The organism is Streptococcus halitosis, from assembly GCF_027691175.1.
Taxonomy (GTDB): domain Bacteria; phylum Bacillota; class Bacilli; order Lactobacillales; family Streptococcaceae; genus Streptococcus; species Streptococcus halitosis_A.
On the sequence record NZ_JAQFBD010000001.1, the window covers coordinates 395,063 to 414,232 of the forward strand.

Annotated in this window: 18 protein-coding genes; 15 read left to right on the plus strand and 3 right to left on the minus strand. The window is 44.2% G+C overall.

What is annotated here, in order from left to right; translation table 11 throughout:
* The first annotated feature begins 43 nt into the window (after positions 1-43).
* The 12 genes from gndA (at position 44) to tig (ending at position 11,705) form a co-directional block, all read left to right on the plus strand.
* A complete protein-coding gene (gndA, locus tag PG086_RS01920; protein ID WP_270747572.1) occupies positions 44-1,468 on the plus strand; it encodes an NADP-dependent phosphogluconate dehydrogenase in 1,425 nt (474 codons plus the stop codon).
* An 11-nt stretch (positions 1,469-1,479) separates the two neighbouring features.
* Entirely contained in the window at positions 1,480-2,169 is a 690-nt protein-coding gene (locus PG086_RS01925) for a response regulator transcription factor (protein ID WP_000518005.1), read from the plus strand.
* Between the two features lie 98 nt (positions 2,170-2,267).
* Positions 2,268-3,263, plus strand: coding sequence for a choline-binding protein CbpF (gene cbpF / locus PG086_RS01930; protein WP_270747575.1), 996 nt, complete (start codon positions 2,268-2,270; stop codon positions 3,261-3,263).
* A gap of 116 nt (positions 3,264-3,379) precedes the next feature.
* Positions 3,380-4,258 carry a mevalonate kinase gene (mvk, locus tag PG086_RS01935; RefSeq protein ID WP_270747578.1) on the plus strand — a complete coding sequence of 293 codons (879 nt, stop codon included), beginning with the start codon at positions 3,380-3,382 and terminating at the stop codon, positions 4,256-4,258.
* On the plus strand, positions 4,240-5,193 hold the full coding sequence (mvaD, locus tag PG086_RS01940; RefSeq protein WP_084853518.1) for a diphosphomevalonate decarboxylase: 954 nt from the start codon (positions 4,240-4,242) through the stop codon (positions 5,191-5,193). Before mvk ends, mvaD begins: the two co-directional genes overlap by 19 nt.
* Positions 5,180-6,187, plus strand: coding sequence for a phosphomevalonate kinase (locus PG086_RS01945; RefSeq protein ID WP_084853520.1), 1,008 nt, complete (start codon positions 5,180-5,182; stop codon positions 6,185-6,187). The genes mvaD and PG086_RS01945 overlap by 14 nt, the downstream gene beginning before the upstream one ends.
* Positions 6,171-7,172 (plus strand): type 2 isopentenyl-diphosphate Delta-isomerase, encoded by a 1,002-nt coding sequence (gene fni / locus PG086_RS01950; protein ID WP_084940036.1) that lies wholly within the window; start codon positions 6,171-6,173, stop codon positions 7,170-7,172. The genes PG086_RS01945 and fni overlap by 17 nt, the downstream gene beginning before the upstream one ends.
* A 166-nt stretch (positions 7,173-7,338) precedes the next feature.
* Positions 7,339-8,037 carry a cell wall-active antibiotics response protein LiaF gene (liaF, locus tag PG086_RS01955; RefSeq protein ID WP_084853524.1) on the plus strand — a complete coding sequence of 233 codons (699 nt, stop codon included), beginning with the start codon at positions 7,339-7,341 and terminating at the stop codon, positions 8,035-8,037.
* A complete protein-coding gene (locus PG086_RS01960) occupies positions 8,034-9,032 on the plus strand; it encodes a sensor histidine kinase (protein WP_270747588.1) in 999 nt (332 codons plus the stop codon). Before liaF ends, PG086_RS01960 begins: the two co-directional genes overlap by 4 nt.
* 9 nt (positions 9,033-9,041) lie before the next feature.
* Complete coding sequence (locus tag PG086_RS01965) at positions 9,042-9,674, plus strand: response regulator transcription factor (RefSeq protein ID WP_061865225.1); 633 nt, start codon at positions 9,042-9,044, stop codon at positions 9,672-9,674.
* The gene (locus PG086_RS01970) at positions 9,675-10,331 is read left to right on the plus strand and encodes a DNA alkylation repair protein (RefSeq protein WP_061598001.1); all 657 of its coding nucleotides are present in this window, start codon (positions 9,675-9,677) and stop codon (positions 10,329-10,331) included.
* A gap of 90 nt (positions 10,332-10,421) precedes the next feature.
* Positions 10,422-11,705 (plus strand): trigger factor, encoded by a 1,284-nt coding sequence (gene tig / locus PG086_RS01975; RefSeq protein ID WP_061598000.1) that lies wholly within the window; start codon positions 10,422-10,424, stop codon positions 11,703-11,705.
* A 47-nt stretch (positions 11,706-11,752) separates the two neighbouring features.
* Here the strand turns inward: tig and PG086_RS01980 are convergent, their stop codons facing one another.
* The 3 genes from PG086_RS01980 to rnhC all read right to left on the minus strand — a co-directional run bounded on the left by PG086_RS01980 (position 11,753) and on the right by rnhC (position 15,750).
* Positions 11,753-14,122, minus strand: a complete 2,370-nt coding sequence (locus PG086_RS01980; protein WP_270747600.1) for an ATP-dependent RecD-like DNA helicase — start codon at positions 14,120-14,122, stop codon at positions 11,753-11,755.
* A gap of 128 nt (positions 14,123-14,250) precedes the next feature.
* Positions 14,251-14,865: a signal peptidase I gene (gene lepB / locus PG086_RS01985; RefSeq protein WP_001083990.1), complete on the minus strand. Its 615-nt coding sequence runs from the start codon at positions 14,863-14,865 to the stop codon at positions 14,251-14,253.
* Positions 14,866-14,868: 3 nt separating this feature from the next.
* Positions 14,869-15,750, minus strand: a complete 882-nt coding sequence (gene rnhC / locus PG086_RS01990; RefSeq protein WP_167265985.1) for a ribonuclease HIII — start codon at positions 15,748-15,750, stop codon at positions 14,869-14,871.
* Between the two features lie 86 nt (positions 15,751-15,836).
* On the opposite strand from rnhC, the gene PG086_RS01995 reads away from it, so the two are divergent.
* From PG086_RS01995 to PG086_RS02005, 3 genes are all read left to right on the plus strand, one after another.
* Positions 15,837-16,139: a hypothetical protein gene (locus PG086_RS01995; protein ID WP_167265988.1), complete on the plus strand. Its 303-nt coding sequence runs from the start codon at positions 15,837-15,839 to the stop codon at positions 16,137-16,139.
* Entirely contained in the window at positions 16,136-16,684 is a 549-nt protein-coding gene (locus PG086_RS02000) for a CvpA family protein (protein WP_268713649.1), read from the plus strand. The genes PG086_RS01995 and PG086_RS02000 overlap by 4 nt, the downstream gene beginning before the upstream one ends.
* Before the next feature lie 100 nt (positions 16,685-16,784).
* The gene (locus PG086_RS02005; protein WP_270747606.1) at positions 16,785-19,121 is read left to right on the plus strand and encodes an endonuclease MutS2; all 2,337 of its coding nucleotides are present in this window, start codon (positions 16,785-16,787) and stop codon (positions 19,119-19,121) included.
* The last annotated feature ends 49 nt before the right edge of the window (positions 19,122-19,170 follow it).

Consider the following 19,170-nt stretch of genomic DNA (forward strand, 5'->3'; position numbering starts at 1 on the left):
TAAAAATGATAAAATAAAACATATTAAACAAGAGGAGTGTCACATGACAAAAGCTAACTTTGGTGTCGTTGGTATGGCCGTAATGGGTCGTAACCTTGCCCTAAATATCGAATCTCGTGGTTATACAGTTGCCATTTACAACCGTAGTAAAGAAAAAACAGAAGACGTAATTGTCTGCCATCCTGAAAAGAACTTTGTGCCAAGCTATGACGTTGAAAGCTTTGTAAACTCAATCGAAAAACCTCGTCGTATCATGCTGATGGTTCAAGCTGGACCTGGTACAGATGCAACTATCCAAGCTCTTCTTCCACACCTTGATAAGGGTGATATCTTGATTGATGGAGGAAACACTTTCTACAAAGATACCATCCGTCGTAATGAAGAACTAGCAAACTCAGGGATCAACTTTATCGGTACTGGAGTTTCTGGTGGTGAAAAAGGTGCCCTTGAAGGTCCTTCTATCATGCCTGGTGGACAAAAAGAAGCCTACGAATTGGTTGCGGATGTTCTTGAAGAAATCTCAGCTAAAGCACCAGAAGATGGCAAACCATGTGTGACTTACATCGGTCCTGATGGAGCTGGTCACTATGTGAAAATGGTCCACAACGGTATCGAGTATGGTGACATGCAATTGATCGCAGAAAGCTATGACTTGATGCAACACTTGCTTGGCCTTTCTGCAGAAGACATGGCTGAAATCTTTACTGAGTGGAACAAGGGTGAATTGGACAGCTACTTGATCGAAATCACAGCTGATATCTTGAGCCGTAAAGATGATGAAGGTCAAGATGGACCAATCGTAGACTACATCCTGGATGCTGCAGGAAACAAAGGAACGGGTAAATGGACTAGCCAATCAGCTCTTGACCTTGGTGTTCCATTGTCACTCATCACTGAGTCAGTATTTGCTCGCTACATCTCTACATACAAAGAAGAGCGTGTGCATGCTAGCAAGGTCCTTCCAAAACCAGCTGCCTTCAAATTTGAAGGTGACAAGGCTGAGTTGATCGAAAAGATCCGTCAAGCCCTTTACTTCTCAAAAATCATCTCATACGCACAAGGTTTTGCCCAATTACGTGTGGCTTCTAAAGAAAATAACTGGAACTTGCCATTTGCGGACATTGCATCTATCTGGCGTGATGGCTGTATCATCCGTTCTCGTTTCTTGCAAAAGATTACAGATGCCTACAACCGCGATGCTGATCTTGCAAACCTTCTCTTGGATGAGTACTTCTTGGATGTTACTGCTAAGTACCAACAAGCAGTGCGTGATATCGTAGCTCTTGCTGTTCAAGCTGGTGTACCAGTGCCAACCTTTTCAGCGGCTATCACTTACTTTGATAGCTATCGTTCAGCTGACCTTCCAGCTAACTTGATCCAAGCGCAACGTGACTACTTTGGTGCCCATACTTACCAACGTAAAGACAAAGAAGGAATCTTCCACTACTCTTGGTATGACGAGAAATAAGTAGGTCTGCCATGGGGAAACGGATTTTATTACTTGAGAAAGAACGAAATCTCGCTCATTTTCTCAGTCTGGAACTCCAAAAAGAGCAATACCGTGTTGATCTGGTCGAGGAGGGACAAAAAGCCCTCTCCATGGCTCTCCAGACAGATTATGACTTGATTTTACTGAATGCTCGTCTGGGGGATATGACGGCCCAGGATTTTGCAGAGAGGCTGAGTCGAACAAAACCAGCCTCAGTGATCATGGTCTTGGACCATCGCGAAGAATTGCAAGACCAGATTGAGACAATCCAGCGCTTCGCCGTTTCTTACATCTATAAGCCAGTGATTATCGATCAGCTGGTGGCTCGTATTTCAGCGATTTTCCGAGGTCGGGACTTTATCGACCAACACTGTAGCCAGATGAAGGTCCCAACGTCTTACCGCAATTTGCGTATGGATGTAGAACATCATACCGTTTATCGTGGCGAGGAGATGATTGCTCTGACGCGCCGTGAGTATGACCTTTTAGCCACTCTCATGGGAAGTAAGAAGGTCTTGACTCGTGAGCAGTTGTTGGAAAGTGTTTGGAAGTACGAAAGTGCGACAGAAACCAATATCGTGGATGTTTATATCCGTTATCTACGTAGCAAGCTTGATGTAAAAGGTCAAAAAAGCTACATTAAAACCGTGCGTGGTGTTGGGTACACCATGCAAGAATAGAAAAGCAGTTGCAGTTTTGTAACTGCTTTTTTGAGAAGTTTCTATATATTGACATACAATAAAGTCTTTGCTACAATCAGTTATGGAGGAAAGATCTAATGAAATTTTTGAAAAAAATGATGCAAGTTGGACTCGCAGTCTTTTGCTTTGCTTTGCTAGCGACAAGCACCGTCTTTGCGGATGATACTGATTCAGAAGGCTGGCAATTTGTCCAAGAAAATGGTAGAACCTACTATAAGAAGGGAGAACTCAAAGAAACCTACTGGCGAGTGATTGATGGGAAGTACTATTACTTTGATTCTTTATCTGGAGAGATGGTTGTCGGCTGGCAATATATACCTGCTCCACACAAAGGGGTTACGATTGGTTCTTCTCTAAGGCAAGATGTTGCTTTTAGACCAGATTGGTTTTACTTTGGTCAAGATGGGGTACTACAAGAATTTGTTGGCAAGCAAGTTTTAGAAGCAAAAACTGCTACAAATACCAACAAACATCATGGGGAACAATATGATAGTCCAGCAGAGAAACGAGTCTATTATTTTGGAGATCAGCGTAGCTATCACACTTTAAAAACTGGTTGGATTTCTGACGAAGGGCATTGGTATTATTTACAGGAGGATGGTAGCTTCGATGCTCGTATCGACAGTTTAACGGTTGGGGAGCTAGTGCGTGGCTGGACCAATGATAACTCAACTTGGTACTATCTAGATCCAGAAACTGGTATCATGCAAACTGGTTGGAAACAACTTGGCAATAAGTGGTACTACCTCCGTTCATCAGGAGCCATGGCAACTGGTTGGTACCAGGAAGGCTCAACTTGGTATTATTTAGACGAGCCAAATGGCGATATGAAAACGGGCTGGCAATACCTTGGGAACAAGTGGTACTATCTCCGTTCATCAGGATCTATGGCAACTGGCTGGTATCAGGAAGGCTCGACTTGGTACTACTTACATGCAAGTAATGGAGATATGAAGACAGGCTGGTTCCAGGTCAATGGCAAATGGTACTACGCTTACAGCTCAGGTGCTTTAGCAGTGAATACGACCGTAGAAGGCTATTCGGTCAACTATAATGGCGAGTGGGTTAAATAATGAAAGAGGCGATTGTGAAGGAAACAATCGCTTTTTTTGTGAAAATATAATAAAATAGATAGGAGAAATACTACTGTATGAAATGAGACGGTCTTTTCGTCTGGTTAAAGGAAAACATGACAAAAAAAGTTGGTGTCGGTCAGGCACATAGTAAGATTATTTTAATAGGGGAGCATGCGGTCGTATACGGCTATCCTGCCATTTCCCTGCCTCTCTTAGAGGTGGAGGTGACCTGCAAGGTAGTTCCTGCAGCGAGTCCGTGGCGTCTCTATGAGGAGGATACCTTGTCCATGGCGGTTTATGCTTCGCTGGAGTATTTGGATATCAAAGAAGCCTGCATTCGATGTGTGATTGACTCGGCTATCCCTGAAAAACGGGGAATGGGTTCGTCAGCGGCTATCAGCATAGCAGCCATTCGAGCTGTTTTTGACTACTATCAAGCCGACCTGCCTCATGATGTACTAGAAATCTTGGTCAATCGAGCTGAGATGATTGCCCATATGAATCCAAGCGGGTTGGATGCTAAGACCTGTCTCAGTGACCAGCCCATTCGCTTTATCAAGAATGTTGGTTTTACAGAACTTGAGATGAACCTATCTGCCTATTTGGTGATTGCAGATACAGGTGTGTATGGTCACACTCGTGAAGCCATCCAAGTGGTTCAAAGCAAGGGGAAGGATGCTCTGCCGTTTTTGCATGCCCTGGGAGAATTGACCCAGCAGGCAGAAGAGGTAATTAGACGAAAAGATGCTGAGGGACTGGGACATATCTTCAGTCAAGCGCATTTACATTTAAAAGAAATTGGTGTTAGTAGCCCTGAGGCAGACTCCCTCGTTGAAACGGCTCTGAGCCAGGGTGCTCTAGGTGCCAAGATGAGTGGTGGTGGGCTAGGAGGCTGTATCATAGCCTTGGCAACCAATTTGACTCAAGCTCAAGAACTAGCAGAAAGATTAGAAGAGAAAGGAGCTGTTCAGACATGGATCGAAAGCCTGTAACAGTACGTTCCTACGCAAATATTGCCATTGTCAAATATTGGGGAAAGAAAAAAGAAAAAGAGATGGTTCCTGCTACTAGCAGTATCTCTTTGACTTTGGAAAATATGTACACAGAGACGACTTTGTCGCCTTTACCGACGGATGCGACTGCTGATGCCTTTTATATCAATGGTCAACTTCAGAGTGAGGATGAGCATGCCAAAATGAGCAAAATCATTGACCGTTACCGCCCAGAAGGTGAGGGCTTTGTCCGTATTGATACCCAAAACAACATGCCTACCGCAGCGGGCTTGTCCTCAAGTTCCAGTGGTTTGTCCGCCTTGGTCAAGGCCTGTAATGCTTATTTCCAGCTTGGTTTGAATCAGAGTCAGTTGGCGCAGGAAGCTAAGTTTGCCTCAGGTTCTTCCTCTCGGAGCTTTTATGGACCACTAGGTGCCTGGGATAAGGATAGTGGGGAAATTTACTCTGTTGATACAGACCTGAAACTAGCTATGATTATGTTGGTGTTAGAGGATAAGAAAAAACCAATTTCTAGCCGTGATGGAATGAAACTTTGTGTGGAAACCTCGACGACCTTTGATGATTGGGTTCGTCAGTCTGAGAAGGATTATCAGGATATGCTGGTCTATCTCAAAGAGAATGATTTTGCCAAGGTTGGGGAATTAACGGAGAGGAATGCCCTTGCTATGCACGCTACGACGAAAACAGCATCGCCAGCCTTTTCATATCTGACGGATGCGTCCTATGAAGCCATGGACTTTGTCCGCCAACTTCGTGAGCAAGGGGAAGCCTGCTACTTTACCATGGACGCCGGTCCCAATGTCAAAGTCCTCTGTCAGGAGAAAGACTTGGAGCATTTATCAGAAATTTTCGGTCAACGTTACCGCTTGATTGTGTCAAAAACAAAGGATTTGAGCCAAGATGATTGCTGTTAAAACTTGCGGAAAACTATACTGGGCAGGTGAATATGCTATTTTAGAGCCAGGACAGTTGGCCTTGATAAAGGCGATACCTATCTATATGAGGGGAGAGATTGCCTTTTCTGATAGCTACCGTATCTATTCAGATCTGTTTGATTTTGCAGTGGACTTGACGCCAAATCCTGACTACAGCTTGATTCAAGAAACGATTGCTCTAGTGGAAGATTTCCTCGTTTATCGTGGGCAAGCCTTGCGACCTTTTTTCTTGGAAATCCGTGGAAAAATGGAACGCGAAGGCAAAAAGTTTGGTCTGGGTTCTAGTGGTAGCGTCGTTGTCTTGGTGATCAAGGCCCTGCTGGCTCTATATGATATTACGGTTGATCCGGAACTCTTGTTCAAGCTGGCAAGCGCGGTCTTGCTCAAGCGAGGCGACAATGGTTCTATGGGAGACCTTGCCTGTATTGTGGCAGAAGATTTGATTCTCTACCAGTCGTTTGATCGCCAAAAGGTGGCTGCTTGGTTGCAAGAAGAAAGCTTGGCAACAGTTTTGGAGCGTAACTGGGGCTTTTCGATCTCACAAGTGCAACCAGCTCTAGAATGTGATTTCCTAGTGGGATGGACCAAGGAAGTGGCTGTATCGAGTCAAATGGTCAAGCAAATCAAGCAAAATATCAATCAGAATTTTTTAACTTCCTCAAAAGCAACGGTGGTTGCTTTGGTAGAAGCCTTGGAGCAGGGGAATGCAGAAAAAATTATCGAGCGGCTGGAAACAGCCAGTCAGCTTTTAGAAGGCTTGAGCGCAGATATTTACACGCCTTCGCTGAGACAGTTGAAAGAAGCCAGTAAATATTTGCTGGCTGTTGCCAAAAGTAGTGGGGCTGGTGGTGGTGATTGTGGCATTGCCTTGAGTTTTGATGAGCAATCAACTGAAACCTTAAAAAACCGTTGGGCCGATCTGGGGATTGAGCTCTTATACCAAGAAAGGATAGGACATGACGACAAATCGTAAGGACGAGCATATCCGCTATGCCCTTGAGCAAAAAAGTTCCTATAATAGCTTTGATGAGGTGGAGTTGATTCATTCTTCCCTGCCTCTTTATGACCTGGATGAGATTGATTTGTCTACAGAATTTGCAGGTCGAAAGTGGGACTTTCCTTTTTATATCAATGCCATGACGGGTGGGAGCGAAAAAGGTAAAGAAATCAATCAAAAACTGGCTCAGGTGGCAGAAGCCTGTGGGATTTTATTTGTGACGGGATCTTATAGCGCAGCCCTCAAAGATCCAACAGATGACTCTTTTTCTGTCAAGTCTAGCCATCCAAAACTCCTCCTTGGAACCAATATTGGATTGGACAAGCCTATCGAGTTGGGACTTCAGACTGTAGAAGCGATGAATCCACTTCTCCTGCAAGTGCATGTTAATGTCATGCAGGAATTACTCATGCCCGAGGGAGAAAGAAAGTTTCGAAGCTGGCAATCGCATCTGGCAGACTATAGCAAGCAAATCCCAGTTCCTATTGTCCTAAAGGAAGTGGGCTTTGGGATGGATGTGAAGACTATCGAAAGAGCCTATGAACTGGGTGTTCGAACGGTTGACCTGTCGGGTCGTGGTGGTACTAGCTTTGCCTATATCGAAAATCGTCGCAGTGGTCAGCGTGATTACCTCAATCAATGGGGCCAGTCTACTATGCAAGCCCTTCTCAATGCCCAAGACTGGAAAGACAAGGTCGAACTTTTGGTTAGCGGAGGGGTTCGGAACCCGCTGGATATGGTTAAGTGCCTGGTCTTTGGTGCCAAGGCTGTAGGACTGTCACGTACCGTTCTAGAGTTGATTGAAAGCTACACAGTCGAAGAAGTGATTGGCATTGTCCAAGGCTGGAAAGAAGACCTGCGCTTGATCATGTGTGCCCTTAATTGTGCCACCATAGCAGATCTGCAAAACGTAGACTACATTCTTTATGGTAAACTAAAAGAAGCAAAAGATCAGATGTAGAGAGGTCGGGACAAGAATCCCGCCCTTTTTTGTAGCCTTTTGCCAACTGTGGTGAGTTGATGAAACCTAGCTTGTAGGAGCGATTTCTGTCCAATCTCCTTTTTCCATCCTCAGACCGAGGTGACTTTTCTGAATTGTGATAAAATAGAAGGGAGAGGATGCATCTATGAAAAAATTTCAAATCTTTTTATTTATTGAAGCCTGTCTATTGACGGGAGCTCTGATTTTGATGGTATCAGAGCATTTTTCGCGTTTTCTGCTGATTCTATTCCTCTTTTTGCTCTTGCTCCGCTATTATACAGGTAAAGAGGGCAACAACGTATTCCTCCTTGTGGCGACTATTCTTTTCTTTTTCATCGTCATGCTCAATCCCTTTGTGATATTAGCTATCTTTGTAGCAGTTATCTATAGTCTCTTTCTTCTCTATCCGATGATGAATCAAGAAAGAGAGGAGACGGACTTGGTCTTTGAAGAAGTGGTAACGGTTAAAAATGAACACAATCCTTGGTTTGGCAATCTCCATCATTTCTCTAGTCACCAGATCTGCCAGTTTGACGATATCAACCTCTTTCGCCTCATGGGCAAGGACACCATTCATCTAGAAAGAGTTATCCTAACCAATCATGACAATGTCATTATCCTTAGAAAGATGGTGGGAACGACTAGGATTATCGTACCTGTTGATGTGGAAATCAGCCTCAGTGTTAACTGCCTCTATGGAGATTTAACTTTCCTCCATCAACCCAAGCGAGCCCTTCGTAATGAACATTATCATCAGGAAACTAGGGACTATCTAAAGAGTAACAAGAGCGTCAAAATTTTCCTAACTACTATGGTTGGCGATGTGGAGGTGGTCAGAGGATGAAAAAGCAATCGTACCTATTAATCGGGCTGACTTCACTCCTCTTTATTCTCTTTTTGGCTAATAGTCTGCTTGATATTCTAAATCTTGATTGGTCCTATTTGCTACAGGATATCGAGAAAACAGAGAAACTCATCTTCTTGATTTTGGTCTTTAGCCTTTCCATGACCTTCTTTTTTGACCTTTTTTGGCGCGTGATGGAAGAAATTTCTCGCAGAAAAATGCAGGTTAATCTCAAGCGGCTCCTAGCAGGAAAAGAGGTGGTTGCCTTTGCAGATCCAGATTTGGATGCCAGTTTTAAGTCCTTGTCTGGCAAGCTTAACCTCTTGACAGAGGCTGTTCAAAAGGCTGAAAATCAAGGCCTGGTCAAGGAAGAAGCAATCATCGAGAAAGAACGAAAGCGGATAGCACGTGACCTTCACGATACAGTTAGTCAGGAGTTGTTTGCGGCCCATATGATTTTATCAGGTGTCAGTCAGCAGGCTTTGAAGCTGGATAGAGAAAAGATGCAGACCCAGTTGCAAAGTGTCGCAGCTATCCTTGAAACAGCCCAGAAAGATTTGCGGGTCTTGCTCCTACATTTGCGACCTGTTGAGTTGGAAGAAAAGAGTTTGGTTGAGGGGATTCAAATCCTCTTAAAAGAGCTTGAGGACAAGAGTGATCTCAAGGTAAGCCTCAAGCAAAATGTGTCTAAATTGCCTAAGAAGATTGAAGAACATATCTTCCGTATTTTACAGGAATTGATCAGCAATACCCTCCGCCATGCCCAGGCATCTTGTTTGGATGTCTATCTCTATCAGACAGATGTTGAATTGCAGCTGAAAGTGGTGGACAATGGGATTGGTTTCCAGTTGGGGAGTTTAGACGACTTGAGTTATGGACTGCGAAATATCAAGGAGCGAGTCGAAGATATGGCAGGAACGGTTCAACTCTTGACAGCTCCCAAACAAGGACTGGCGGTTGATATCCGTATTCCCCTGTTAGATAAGGAATTATAAGGAGTAGAGATGAAAATTTTACTGGTAGATGACCATGAAATGGTCCGATTGGGCTTGAAAAGCTATTTTGATCTCCAAGACGATGTGGAAGTTGTGGGCGAGGCTGCCAATGGGGCTCAAGGTATTGACTTGGCCTTGGAACTGCGTCCAGATGTCATTGTCATGGATATCGTCATGCCTGAGATGAATGGGATTGATGCAACCTTGGCCATCCTCAAAGAATGGCCTGAAGCCAAGATATTAATTGTCACCTCTTACTTGGACAATGAAAAAATTATGCCAGTCTTGAATGCTGGTGCCAAAGGCTATATGCTTAAGACTTCTAGTGCAGACGAACTACTCCATGCTGTCCGTAAGGTGGCTGCTGGCGAGCTGGCCATTGAACAAGAGGTCAGCAAGAAGGTCGAATACCACCGCAATCATATGGAACTTCATGAGGATCTGACTGCGCGTGAGCGAGACGTACTTCAACTCATCGCCAAGGGCTACGAAAATCAACGCATTGCAGATGAACTCTTTATCTCTCTCAAGACGGTCAAGACCCATGTGTCCAACATCCTTGCCAAGCTTGAGGTCAGCGATCGCACTCAGGCGGCGGTCTATGCCTTTCAGCACCACTTGGTCGGGCAGGAGGACTTTTAGATGAGTCTTGCAGATTTACTTGAGGAGCTAGAAGCAGCAAAAGACCCTGAAAAAGCAGGGCCTATGGAAGCCTATATGCGCCATCAATTTCCCTTTCTAGGTATTGCAGGTCCTGAAAGAAATGCCCTCTATAAAAAGTATTTTCCAGAATCGAAAAAAACAAGAGTTATTGACTGGGATTTCGTAAATATCTGCTGGGAAAAGGAGCCTAGAGAATACCAATATGTAGCTGCCAACTATTTGAAAGCCATGCAGTCTTATCTAACGAAGGATGATTTGCCTAAGCTTGAGCGTCTGGTCGTGACCAAGTCTTGGTGGGACACGGTAGATATCTTAGATAGAGTAGTAGGAAGTTTGGTGCCTAACCATCCGGAACTTGAAGAAGTGATTTTAAAATGGAGCCTCTCAGACAATATCTGGCTGAGACGAGTCGCTATTGACCACCAGTTGTTAAGGAAAGAGAAAACAAATGTCCAACTGATGGAAAAGATCCTGCTCAACAATCTGGACCAGACAGAATTTTTTATCAACAAAGCCATCGGCTGGGCTCTAAGAGACTACTCTAAAACCAATCCCGAATGGGTAGCACGTTTTATTGAAAAAAATCAGAAAAGAATGGCTGAACTTAGTATCAAAGAAGCGAGCAAGTACCTCTAGCACTATTGAAAAGCGCATTCATTACTTGAAAAAAGTCGCTATTATATGGTATAATGGACTGTATTAAAAATTTTAAGGAGAAATGACAGAATGTCTGTATCATTTGAAAACAAAGAAACAAACCGTGGTGTCTTGACTTTCACTATCTCTCAAGACCAAATCAAACCAGAATTGGACCGTGTATTTAACTCAGTAAAGAAAACTCTTAACGTTCCAGGCTTCCGTAAAGGTCACCTTCCACGCCCTATCTTCGACCAAAAATTTGGTGAAGAAGCTCTTTATCAAGATGCAATGAACGCACTTTTGCCAAATGCTTATGAAGCTGCAGTAAAAGAAGCTGGTCTTGAAGTCGTTGCACAACCAAAAATCGACGTGACTTCAATGGAAAAAGGTCAAGACTGGGTTATTACAGCTGAAGTCGTGACAAAACCTGAAGTAAAATTGGGTGACTACAAGAACCTTGAAGTATCAGTGGATGTAGAAAAAGAAGTTACAGACGCTGACGTTGAAGAACGTATCGAACGCGAACGCAACAACTTGGCTGAATTGGTTATCAAAGAAGGCGCTGCTGAAAATGGCGACACTGTTGTGATTGACTTCGTTGGTTCTATCGACGGTGTTGAATTTGACGGTGGAAAAGGTGAGAACTTCTCACTTGGACTTGGATCAGGTCAATTTATCCCTGGTTTCGAAGACCAATTGGTTGGACACTCAGCTGGCGAAACTGTTGATGTTATCGTAACATTCCCAGAAGACTACCAAGCAGAAGACCTTGCAGGTAAAGAAGCTAAATTCGTAACAACTATCCACGAAGTAAAAGCAAAAGAAGTTCCAGCTCTTGACGATGAACTTGCAAAAGATATCGACGAAGAAGTGGAAACTCTTGACGAATTGAAAGAAAAATACCGCAAAGAATTGACTGCTGCTAAAGAAGAAGCATACAAAGATGCCCTTGAAGGTGCAGCAATTGATAAAGCTGTAGAAAACGCTGAAATCGTAGAACTTCCAGAAGAAATGATCCATGAAGAAGTTCACCGTTCAGTAAATGAATTCCTTGGAAACTTGCAACGTCAAGGAATCAAGCCTGAAATGTACTTCCAAATCACTGGAACTACTCAAGAAGACCTTCACAAACAATACGAAGCAGAAGCTGAGTCACGCACCAAGACTAACCTTGTAATCGAAGCAGTTGCGAAGGCTGAAGGATTCGACGCTTCAGAAGAAGAAATCCAAAAAGAAATCGAGCAATTGGCAGCAGACTACAACATGGAAGTTGCACAAGTCCAAAACTTGCTTTCAGCTGATATGTTGAAACACGATATCGCTATCAAAAAAGCTGTTGAATTGATCACAAGCACTGCAACAGTAAAATAATCTTAAAAGAGAAAAAGCCCACCTGACTAGGTGGGTTTTCTGTTGCACTATTTTCCAAAAATTTCTTTAAGGTCTGCGTCTGTAATCCCAATCATGGCTGGAATACTAGACCAGTTTTCCTCGGTGAGGATGTAGGATTGTTCAGAGTCACTTGCTGTGGCAGTTTCAGAGAAGGCTTGTTTATTTTCTTCAATGTCATTTTCAATTAAATCACTGAAGCGTTCAATCAGATAGGTCTTGCGAGCAGTCCCGATGTGCTTGACTGCATAGTCGAAAGCCTGTAATTCACCAAGAAGGATGAGCTTGCTCTTGGCCCGTGTAATAGCTGTGTAGATGAGATTTCGTTCCAGCATGCGCTTGCTAGCACTGGTAATGGGCAGGATGACAACGGGGAACTCACTTCCCTGAGACTTATGGATGCTCATAGCATAGGCCAAGCGAATCTTGTACCATTCGTTACGTGGATAGATGACTTCATTGCCATCAAAATCAATGAAAATCTCGTCTTGTTTGGACTCGGTGTATTTACCAGGAATTAGGTCTGTGATGTAGCCTAGGTCTCCATTAAAGACATTGACTTCAGCGTCGTTGACTAGGTGAATGACCTTGTCCCCTGTTCGATAGTGACACTGAGTTGCTTCAAAGCTAACTTGCCCCTTTTGCTGAGGATTGAGCAGGTCTTGCATGAGTTGGTTGATGGCGTCAATACCAGCAGTTCCTCGATACATAGGCGCTAGCACCTGAATATCGCGAGCCGGAATGCCACTTCTGAGGGCAGCGCCAAGAATTTTCTCAATCGTAGCTGGGATATGGCCGCTAGCGATTTCAAAGTAGGAACGGTCAGCTTTTTTCTGGGTAAAGTCGGCTGGCAAGATGCCTTGTCGAATCTGACTCGCCAAGGTAACGATAGTTGATTCTTCGCTCTGACGGTAAATCCGTTCCAAGCGAGTCTGCGGAATCAGGGGTATCTGGAGCAGGTCAGCAAGGACTTGTCCGGGACTAACAGAAGGCAACTGGTCACTGTCTCCTACGATGAGGATTTTACTGTTAGAGGAGATATTGGACAAGAGTTGGTTGGCTAGCCAAGTATCCACCATAGAAAACTCATCCACGATGATGAAGTCAGCATCCAGATAATCTTCTAGATGACTGGTATCATCGTCTCCCGTCATCCCCAAATGGCGATGTATGGTCGCGCTAGGCAAACCTGTCAATTCATTCATGCGCCGAGCCGCTCGACCAGTTGGAGCAGCGAGAAGAATCGGAAGGTTGCTTTTCTTCCTGAGATCAAGCCCTTCTAAAAGGGCATAAACAGCGATAATTCCATTGATAACAGTCGTCTTACCTGTACCAGGCCCACCTGTCAGGATAAAGACCTTGTTCTGGATAGCGTCGCAGATAGCCTGTTTTTGAATGTCATCGTATTGGATAGCTAATTCTTGCTCAACAGTAGCGATATGCTTGTGAATGGTTTCTAAATCCTGACTTTGTTTCTTTCCTTTTTCGAGGATACGAACCAAATGACTGCGAATGCCTTCTTCGGCGAAAAAGAGGCTGTTATCAAAGATTTTGGTATCAATCTGCTGAACCTTGTCTTCTTCAATCAGATGAGATAATTCCTGAGCAACTTGGCTGGGATCGAGTTCCACGGGACGGGAAGACTCGAGGAGAGTCAGGGTTTGTTCCAGCAAATCTCGGGCTTCCATATAGGTATCGCCTGTCTCCATACATCCCTGAAAAAGACTGTGGACAAGGCCAGCACGGAAGCGTTCAGGAGCTTGACTTTCGATGCCTAGTTCGGCAGCTAATTGGTCTGCAATGGTAAAACCTAAGCCCTTGATATCTTCAACCAGTTGGTAGGGATAGTTTTCGACAATATCTAGCGTTTCTTCCTTGTAAAAGTCTTGAATCTGAAAGGCCAGTTTATTGGGAATGCCGTAGTTGGCAAGTTTAGCCAAGACCATTTCTGTCCCATAGTTGAGACGGAGGGTGGAAACAAAAGTCTCACGGTTTTTGGCAGAGAGTCCAGCAATGCTTTCCAGCTTTTCAGGATGCTCCAGAATTTCGTCTATGGTATTGTCACCATAGCTATCAACGATTTTTTGGGCCGTTTTGAGACCAATCCCCTTGAAATGACTGCTAGAAAAGTATTTGACTAGCCCATTCTTAGTTGGTTTCGCCCGTTCATAACGGCTGATTTGCAGCTGTTCCCCATACTTGGAGTGCTGAACGATTTGCCCCCAAAAAGTGTAGTCTTCTCCTTCAATCACGTCCGCCATGGTTCCTGTAACGATGATTTCAAAATCGTCAAAGTCCTCCGCATCGGTATCTTCGATATCTAGGAGGAGAATGCGATAAAAATTACTGGGATTTTCAAAAATAATACGTTCAATGGTGCCTGAAAAATAAACTTCCATAGGTTTCCTTTACATGAGTTCGTGAGAGTTGTACCCTTAGCTTCTTTGAACAAGCTAGGAGACTAAAAGGTCTTCTTCTCGAATAGAAAAAGAGGCTGAGACTTAGCATTCTCGGCCTCTTCCTTATCTTAAAAAGTTCCGATACGGTTAAGCGGCCAGAAACGGAATTTTGCTTCGCCCTTGATATCGCTGGCCTTGAAGGTACCGACATGGCGGCTGTCGCTAGAGACTAGACGATCGTCACCAAGGAGAAGGTATTCGCCTTGAGGGACAGTAAAGCTGAAGCTGGTATTGGAATTGACATCGACTGTAAAGGCTTGTGCTTTTTGAGCAAGTTCTCTAAAGTAAACTCCCTTATTGCCTTCAAATCCTTTTCCAGTATAGGTGTTTTGCAACTTTTCTGTTTTGAACAAGTTGAGGTACTCAGCTAGGTAGGGTTCATCCGTTTCTTCACCGTTGATAAAGAGTTTGTCATTTTCGTAGCGGATGGTATCTCCAGGCATGCCGATGACCCTTTTGACAATGTCTTTATTTCCGTCTTCCTCATGCGCAACTACAATGTCAAAGCGGTCAATTGGGAGGTGTTTAACAACGAAGAGAACCTCTCCGTCGGCTAGGGTAGGGTCCATCGAGTGTCCTTCCACACGGACATTGCTCCAAAGGAAGATACGGCTAAGGCCGACCAGCGCAATAATCAGGAAGAAAACTCCCCATTCTTTTAGAAATGTTTTAAACGAATTCATAACTCACCTTTCTAGAAGTGCTTTGGCTTTTTCAGTGTTTTTAAAATGCAGTTTGGCACAGAAATGAAGTCCCTTCATGCCATAGGATTGAAGGATTTTGCTAGCGACCTTATCAGATGCAGTTCCAGCGCCACTTGGCAGCTGATAGCCTAGTTCTCGTCCAAGATTTTCCAAGTTTTCGAGGAAGAGATCCCGCGCGATGATAGAGCTAACTGCAACAGCCAGGTATTTGCCCTCGGCTTTTTCTTCTAAGCTAATTTTGTTTGGAAAACGGTTGGCTTCTTGCGCCAAGTACTTGTCATAGTTTTTAGGGCTTGTAAAAGCATCAATCACGATTTTTTCTGGCTGGACTCCTTTTTGGAGAAGGAGAAAGATAGCCTGGTTGTGAAGGGCAACCTTTACAGAAGCAGCATTGTAACGTTCTCCGATAACTTCGTTGTACTTGCTCGGTGAAAGGAGGAGCGCTTGGTGCTGGACCTTTTCTTTAAGGATGGGGGCAATCTGACGAATCTTTTGGTCTGTCAGGGTTTTTGAATCCCCCACACCGAGTTTTCGCAAGAAGTCATGCTGGTCAGATGTCACGAAGGAAGCCACGACAGCCAGTCCACCAAAGTAGGAACCATTTCCCACCTCATCGGTCCCAATCATAGGAAAATCTTGTCCACTGTTTTCTTGTTGAACCTCATAGTCAAAGAAACTGGCGTACTGCTCAGCAGCTTCGCCTTGCAGGAGGACTTTTCCAGAAGTATAGATGGAAACTGTTGCCTGAGGGAAGCGCAAAAAATAGCGGATATAGGGATTTTTACTAGGACTGAGAGCCTTCTGATACTGACTTAAAAAGCTCTGAATTTCTTGTTCACTTGGTATGAGTGTGATACTTGCCATAGTCTCTATTGTACCACAAAAGCAGGAGAATTGGTAAAAACTGACAAAGTTAGCGAAATTTGGTATAATATCGTGAGGTGAATTTTATGGCAAATCTAAATCGATATAAGTTTACATTCGGGAAAAAGACATTAACCTTGACAACCGAGCATGACAACCTCTTTATGGAGGAAATTTCCAAGGTTGCGACTGAAAAATACCAAGCAATTAAAGAACAAATGCCTGGGGCGGATGATGAAACCATTGCGCTTCTTTTGGCGGTCAACTGTCTGTCTACACAGCTCAACCGTGAGATTGAATTTGATGACAAGGAGCAAGAGTTGTTAGAACTCCGCCACAAGTTGATTGCTGTCAAACAAGAACAGAGCAAGATTGAGGACTCCCTATGATTTCAATCCTACTCTTATTGGTTCTGGCTTGGGGCTTTTACATTGGCTACCGTAGAGGTTTGGTCCTGCAAGTTTATTATTTCCTCTTTGCAGTGATTTCAGCCTTTGTTGCGGGGCAGTTTTACAAATCACTGGGAGATCACTTCCACTTGCTTGTCCCTTATGCCAATCCTCAGGAAGGACAGGGCACCTTTTTCTTCCCTTCAGACCAGCTGTTTCAGCTAGACAAGGTCTTTTATGCGGGCCTAGCCTACCTTTTAGTTTTCGGAATTTGTTATAGTATCGGACGTTTTATCGGTTTGTTCCTGCACTTGATTCCAACTAAAAAGCTCGATGTCAAATGGTTGCGTATCGGATCAGGCCTTTTGTCTCTATTGGTAACCTTATTTGTCTTGCAAATGGCTCTGACCATTCTTGCAACAGTGCCTCTGGCAATCATTCAAAATTCACTCGAAAAAAGTACAGTAGCCAAACACATCATCCAAAGTGTCCCTTTTACGACAAACCTTATCAAACAACTCTGGGTGACAAATTTAATCGGATAAAAAGGGCGGGATTTTTCCTAGCCCTTTGTTTACAGATTGGACGACTAGGTCAAAACCTCTAGTTGCTATAATCTTGTAAACCAGCATACAAGGAAAAAATATGAATACAAAAATACTAGAAACTTTAGAATTTAATAAAATTAAAGCCTTGTTTGAACCTCATCTCCTGACAGAACAAGGACTAGAGGAGCTAAAAGGCTTGGCTCCAACTGCTAAGGTGGATAAGATCAAGCAAGCCTTTACAGAGATGGAGGAAATGCAAGCTCTATTTGTGGAGCAACCTCACTTTACCATCCTAGCGACGCGTGAGATATCAGCGGTTTGTAAGCGTCTGGAGATGGGAGCAGACCTCAATATTGAGGAGTTCCTGCTCCTCAAACGGGTCTTGCTGGCTAGCAGGGAGTTGCAAGGTTTTTATACCAATCTCGAAAACGTACGCTTGGAACAGTTGGCGAGATGGTTTGAAAAACTACATGATTTTCCACACTTGCAAGGGAGTCTTCAATCTCTAAATGATGCAGGATTTATCGAAAATTTCGCCAGTGAAGAGCTAGCACGCATCCGTCGGAAAATCCATGATAGCGAGAGTCAAGTTCGAGATGTCTTGCAAGACTTACTTAAACAAAAATCTCAGATGTTGACGGAAGGCATTATCGCTAGCAGAAATGGCCGTCAAGTCTTACCAGTCAAGAACACCTATCGCAATAAGATTGCGGGTGTTGTCCATGACATATCTGCCAGTGGAAACACAGTCTATATCGAGCCACGTGAGGTCGTCAAGCTGAGCGAAGAAATCGCTAGTCTGCGAGCAGACGAACGCTATGAGATGATTCGTATCCTGCAGGAGCTCTCAGAACGGGTTCGTCCTCATGCTGCTGAGATTGCTAATGACGCTTGGATTATCGGTCATTTAGACTTGATTCGTGCCAAGGTGCGTTTCATCCAAGAAAGACAAGCAGTTGTTCCTCAACTTTCAGAGAATCAAGAGATTCAACTCCTCCATGTTCGCCATCCTTTGGTTAAAAATGCTGTCGCGAACGATATACACTTTGGTAAGGAATTAACAGCCATTGTCATTACAGGTCCCAATACAGGTGGGAAGACCATCATGCTCAAAACCTTGGGCTTGACTCAACTTATGGCCCAATCTGGATTGCCCATTCTAGCTGATAGGGGGAGCCGTGTCGGTATTTTCGAGGAAATCTTCGCAGATATTGGGGATGAGCAGTCTATCGAGCAAAGTTTGTCTACCTTTTCCAGTCACATGACCAATATCGTAGATATTCTTGGCAAGGTCAATCAGCACTCGCTCTTATTACTAGATGAACTTGGCGCAGGTACCGATCCGCAGGAAGGAGCAGCCCTTGCCATGGCTATTTTGGAGGATCTTCGTCTGCGTCAGGTCAAGACTATGGCGACGACCCACTATCCAGAGCTCAAGGCCTACGGTATCGAAACAGCCTTTGTGCAAAATGCCAGTATGGAGTTTGATACAGCCAGTCTGCGTCCGACCTATCGCTTTATGCAGGGAGTTCCTGGCCGAAGCAATGCCTTTGAAATTGCTAAACGTCTGGGCTTGTCAGATGTCATCGTAGGAGATGCCAGCCAGCAGGTCAATCAAGATAATGACGTCAATCGCATCATTGAACAATTGGAAGAGCAGACGCTTGAAAGCCGTAAACGCTTGGACAATATCTGTGAGGTGGAGCAAGAAAACCTAAAGATGAACCGAGCACTCAAAAAACTCTACAATGAGCTCAATCGTGAAAAAGAAACCGAGCTCAACAAGGCGCGTGAACAGGCTGCCGAGATTGTGGAACTTGCTCTAAGTGAGAGTGACCAGATTCTCAAGAACCTCCATAGTAAGTCTCAACTCAAACCCCATGAAATCATTGAAGCCAAGGCTGAGCTGAAGAAATTGGCCCCTGAAAAAGTCGACTTGTCTAAAAACAAGGTCCTTCAAAAGGCCAAGAAAAAACGAGCTCCAAAGGTGGGAGATGACATTGTGGTTCTCAGTTATGGCCAACGTGGAACCTTGACCAATCAACTTAAGGACGGCCGTTGGGAAGCCCAAGTTGGTTTGATCAAGATGACCTTGGAAGAGAAAGAATTTGACCTTGTTCAGACTCAGCAAGAAGCCCCAGTCAAGAAAAAACAAGTCAATGTCGTCAAACGTGCTTCTGGTCGTGGTCCGCAAGCCAGATTGGATCTCCGAGGCAAACGGTACGAAGAGGCCATGAATGAGCTGGACGCCTTTATCGACCAAGCCCTGCTCAATAACATGGCGCAAGTCGACATCATCCATGGTATCGGAACGGGTGTCATCCGTGAGGGCGTCACCAAATACTTGCAAAGAAACAAGCATGTTAAGAGTTTCGGTTATGCTCCACAGAATGCTGGCGGCAGTGGCGCCACCATTGTAACCTTTAAAGGATAGAGAGAAGAAGGATTCACTCTTTCTGAAAAAAGAAGTGAAAAGTCAAAAA

What these genes read in the sequence shown, in the direction of transcription:
- gndA (WP_270747572.1), top strand. Translation starts at nt 44, where the DNA reads ATGACAAAAGCTAACTTTGGTGTCGTTGGTATGGCCGTAATGGGTCGT.
- PG086_RS01925 (WP_000518005.1), top strand. Translation starts at nt 1,480, where the DNA reads ATGGGGAAACGGATTTTATTACTTGAGAAAGAACGAAATCTCGCTCAT.
- cbpF (WP_270747575.1), top strand. Translation starts at nt 2,268, where the DNA reads ATGAAATTTTTGAAAAAAATGATGCAAGTTGGACTCGCAGTCTTTTGC.
- mvk (WP_270747578.1), top strand. Translation starts at nt 3,380, where the DNA reads ATGACAAAAAAAGTTGGTGTCGGTCAGGCACATAGTAAGATTATTTTA.
- mvaD (WP_084853518.1), top strand. Translation starts at nt 4,240, where the DNA reads ATGGATCGAAAGCCTGTAACAGTACGTTCCTACGCAAATATTGCCATT.
- PG086_RS01945 (WP_084853520.1), top strand. Translation starts at nt 5,180, where the DNA reads ATGATTGCTGTTAAAACTTGCGGAAAACTATACTGGGCAGGTGAATAT.
- fni (WP_084940036.1), top strand. Translation starts at nt 6,171, where the DNA reads ATGACGACAAATCGTAAGGACGAGCATATCCGCTATGCCCTTGAGCAA.
- liaF (WP_084853524.1), top strand. Translation starts at nt 7,339, where the DNA reads ATGAAAAAATTTCAAATCTTTTTATTTATTGAAGCCTGTCTATTGACG.
- PG086_RS01960 (WP_270747588.1), top strand. Translation starts at nt 8,034, where the DNA reads ATGAAAAAGCAATCGTACCTATTAATCGGGCTGACTTCACTCCTCTTT.
- PG086_RS01965 (WP_061865225.1), top strand. Translation starts at nt 9,042, where the DNA reads ATGAAAATTTTACTGGTAGATGACCATGAAATGGTCCGATTGGGCTTG.
- PG086_RS01970 (WP_061598001.1), top strand. Translation starts at nt 9,675, where the DNA reads ATGAGTCTTGCAGATTTACTTGAGGAGCTAGAAGCAGCAAAAGACCCT.
- tig (WP_061598000.1), top strand. Translation starts at nt 10,422, where the DNA reads ATGTCTGTATCATTTGAAAACAAAGAAACAAACCGTGGTGTCTTGACT.
- PG086_RS01980 (WP_270747600.1), bottom strand. Translation starts at nt 14,122, where the DNA reads ATGGAAGTTTATTTTTCAGGCACCATTGAACGTATTATTTTTGAAAAT.
- lepB (WP_001083990.1), bottom strand. Translation starts at nt 14,865, where the DNA reads ATGAATTCGTTTAAAACATTTCTAAAAGAATGGGGAGTTTTCTTCCTG.
- rnhC (WP_167265985.1), bottom strand. Translation starts at nt 15,750, where the DNA reads ATGGCAAGTATCACACTCATACCAAGTGAACAAGAAATTCAGAGCTTT.
- PG086_RS01995 (WP_167265988.1), top strand. Translation starts at nt 15,837, where the DNA reads ATGGCAAATCTAAATCGATATAAGTTTACATTCGGGAAAAAGACATTA.
- PG086_RS02000 (WP_268713649.1), top strand. Translation starts at nt 16,136, where the DNA reads ATGATTTCAATCCTACTCTTATTGGTTCTGGCTTGGGGCTTTTACATT.
- PG086_RS02005 (WP_270747606.1), top strand. Translation starts at nt 16,785, where the DNA reads ATGAATACAAAAATACTAGAAACTTTAGAATTTAATAAAATTAAAGCC.